Origin of the sequence: Acinetobacter sp. RF14B, from assembly GCF_006864105.1 — a bacterium.
Lineage (GTDB): Bacteria > Pseudomonadota > Gammaproteobacteria > Pseudomonadales > Moraxellaceae > Acinetobacter > Acinetobacter lwoffii_C.
In genome coordinates, this window is record NZ_SMTB01000172.1 from 1 (window position 1) to 2,122 (window position 2,122).

Annotated in this window: 2 protein-coding genes and 1 pseudogene; all 3 read left to right on the forward strand. The window is 45.9% G+C overall.

Going from position 1 to position 2,122, the window contains the following annotated elements; translation table 11 throughout:
* Positions 1 to 770 (forward strand): annotated as a pseudogene (locus tag E2K52_RS14210) (site-specific recombinase); the annotation flags it as partial.
* A gap of 159 nt (positions 771 to 929) precedes the next feature.
* Positions 930 to 1,532: a phosphatase PAP2 family protein gene (locus E2K52_RS14215; protein WP_151205656.1), complete on the forward strand. Its 603-nt coding sequence runs from the start codon at positions 930 to 932 to the stop codon at positions 1,530 to 1,532.
* A 37-nt stretch (positions 1,533 to 1,569) separates the two neighbouring features.
* The coding region (locus E2K52_RS14220; RefSeq protein ID WP_151205657.1) for an efflux RND transporter periplasmic adaptor subunit at positions 1,570 to 2,122 on the forward strand (553 nt) is incomplete at its 3' end.

The window sequence follows — 2,122 nt, forward strand, 5'->3', positions numbered from 1 at the left end:
TGGCCCGAATCGCCGAGCTGGCCGCCCTGATCGTGAATATTATCCGCACCCAGTTTGTGGCAATTTTGGGAAATATCTCGATTGCCATTCCAGTGGCCGCCCTGATTACTCTGATGTGGGAAGTGGCCTTACATGAACCGTTGCTGACCCATGCCAAAGCAACCACCACATTACATAGTCTGAACCCGTTTACTTCTCTGGCGATTCCTCATGCTGCCATTGCCGGGGTTTGCCTGTTCCTGTCAGGGCTGTTGGCCGGTTATTTTGACAATATGGCCGTCTACCGCAAAGTCGGTCCACGTCTCAAAGCGCATGTGCGTTTGTCTCAGCTGATGGGCCACGAGCGTCTGCAACGCTTTGCTGACTATATAGAGCGCAATCTTGGCGCACTAGCGGGTAACTTTCTGTTCGGGATCATGCTGGGCAGTATGGGGACCATCGGTTTCATCCTCGGTTTACCTTTAGACATCCGTCATATTGCCTTTGCCGCAGCAAACTTCATTCAGGGTCTGCTCAGTATTAATGGACCGGATATTGGACTGATCATCGTTTCTTTTCTGGGGGTTTTGCTGATTGGCCTGACGAACCTGTTTGTCAGCTTTACCCTGACGATTATTGTGGCTTTACGTGCCCGTCGGGTTCGTTTTGAACAGTGGAAACCTCTCGCAAAATTAGTGATGACTCACTTCCTGACCCGGCCAAGCGATTTCTTCTGGCCACCTAAGCAAGAGATTGAAATTGACGAAAATCATACATCGACTAAAACTTAAAACTGCGACAATTATCCAAGCTTTATAGAGAGAATTCCTTAATAAATAAAAGGAATTCGCATAAAATACGCACACTTGAAAAAAAGTGTACTGACAAGTACACTTTGGTTCAGACAATCAACCGGTCTTTTATCGGTGAGAGGGACAAGGATTTCCGGCATGCCTTACTTGTTACTTTTTGTCGGCATTTTGCTTTTAATTTTCAGTGTCTTATTCTTGAATATTGCAGCTTTGAGCCGGTTTGACCTGCTCAGTATGCAATGGTTGAGTGAGTATCGCACCCAGATTTTAAATCAGATTGCACAGTCCTTATCAGTGATAGGTGGCATGCCATTTGTATTATTTTTATCCACACTATGGTGTATTTCTTTACTGTGGTATAAAAAATATGCAAGCGTAATTTTTATATGTATCGGAGTTATCGGAGGAATACTTCTAGCCTGGCTACTGAAATTCGTGATTGCCCGACCACGCCCCCCAGCATCCTTTCATCTGGTGGAAAGCTTTGGAAGCTCTTTTCCAAGCGCCCATAGTCTATATGCGGCCTGTCTGAGCTGTCTGGCAATTTACATATATCGGCAACATTCCCGACATACCATTATCATAATGATTGCCGTAGGGTGGCTGCTGATTATGGGTATTTCAAGAGTTTACCTAGGTGTACATTTTCCTTCAGATGTCATATCCGGCTGGAGTATAAGTTTTATTTGGATTTCGTTGTGGTATATGGTGTGGATCAGGTATTGCACGATTCTAAAATAAAAAAATATTTAGATAAAAATCTAATTGAGGTGGAATAATGATGTCTGCAAAGCTTTGGGCTCCCGCCCTGACTGCTTGCGCATTAGCAACAAGTCTTGCACTTGTTGGTTGTAGCAAAGATCCGAGTGAAGGCCAGCAAGCTGGTGCTCAACAACAAATGCCACCGGCTGAAGTCGGCGTGCTGGTTGCACAGCCCCAAAGCGTCGAGCAATCTGTAGAGCTCTCAGGTCGTACAACAGCATTTGAGATTTCAGAAGTGCGTCCACAAACCAGTGGCGTGATCCTTAAACGCTTATTCACTGAAGGTAGCTACGTTCGTGAAGGTCAGGCCCTGTATGAAATCGACTCCAGTACCAACCGTACTGCGGTAGATAATGCACGTGCTGCGATTGCCCGCGCTGAAGCAAATCTAGGCGTACTGCGCGTTAAAGAGAGCCGCTATCGTCAGCTGGTCGGCACTAATGCTATTTCCAAACAGGAATATGATGATATTGTAGCCCAGGTCAAACTCGCTGAAGCAGATTTGAACGCCAACCGTGCGACCTTGCGTAATGCTGAAATCAATTTAGGCTATTCAACTGTACGCGCAC

What these genes read in the sequence shown, in the direction of transcription:
- E2K52_RS14215 (WP_151205656.1), top strand. Translation starts at nt 930, where the DNA reads ATGCCTTACTTGTTACTTTTTGTCGGCATTTTGCTTTTAATTTTCAGT.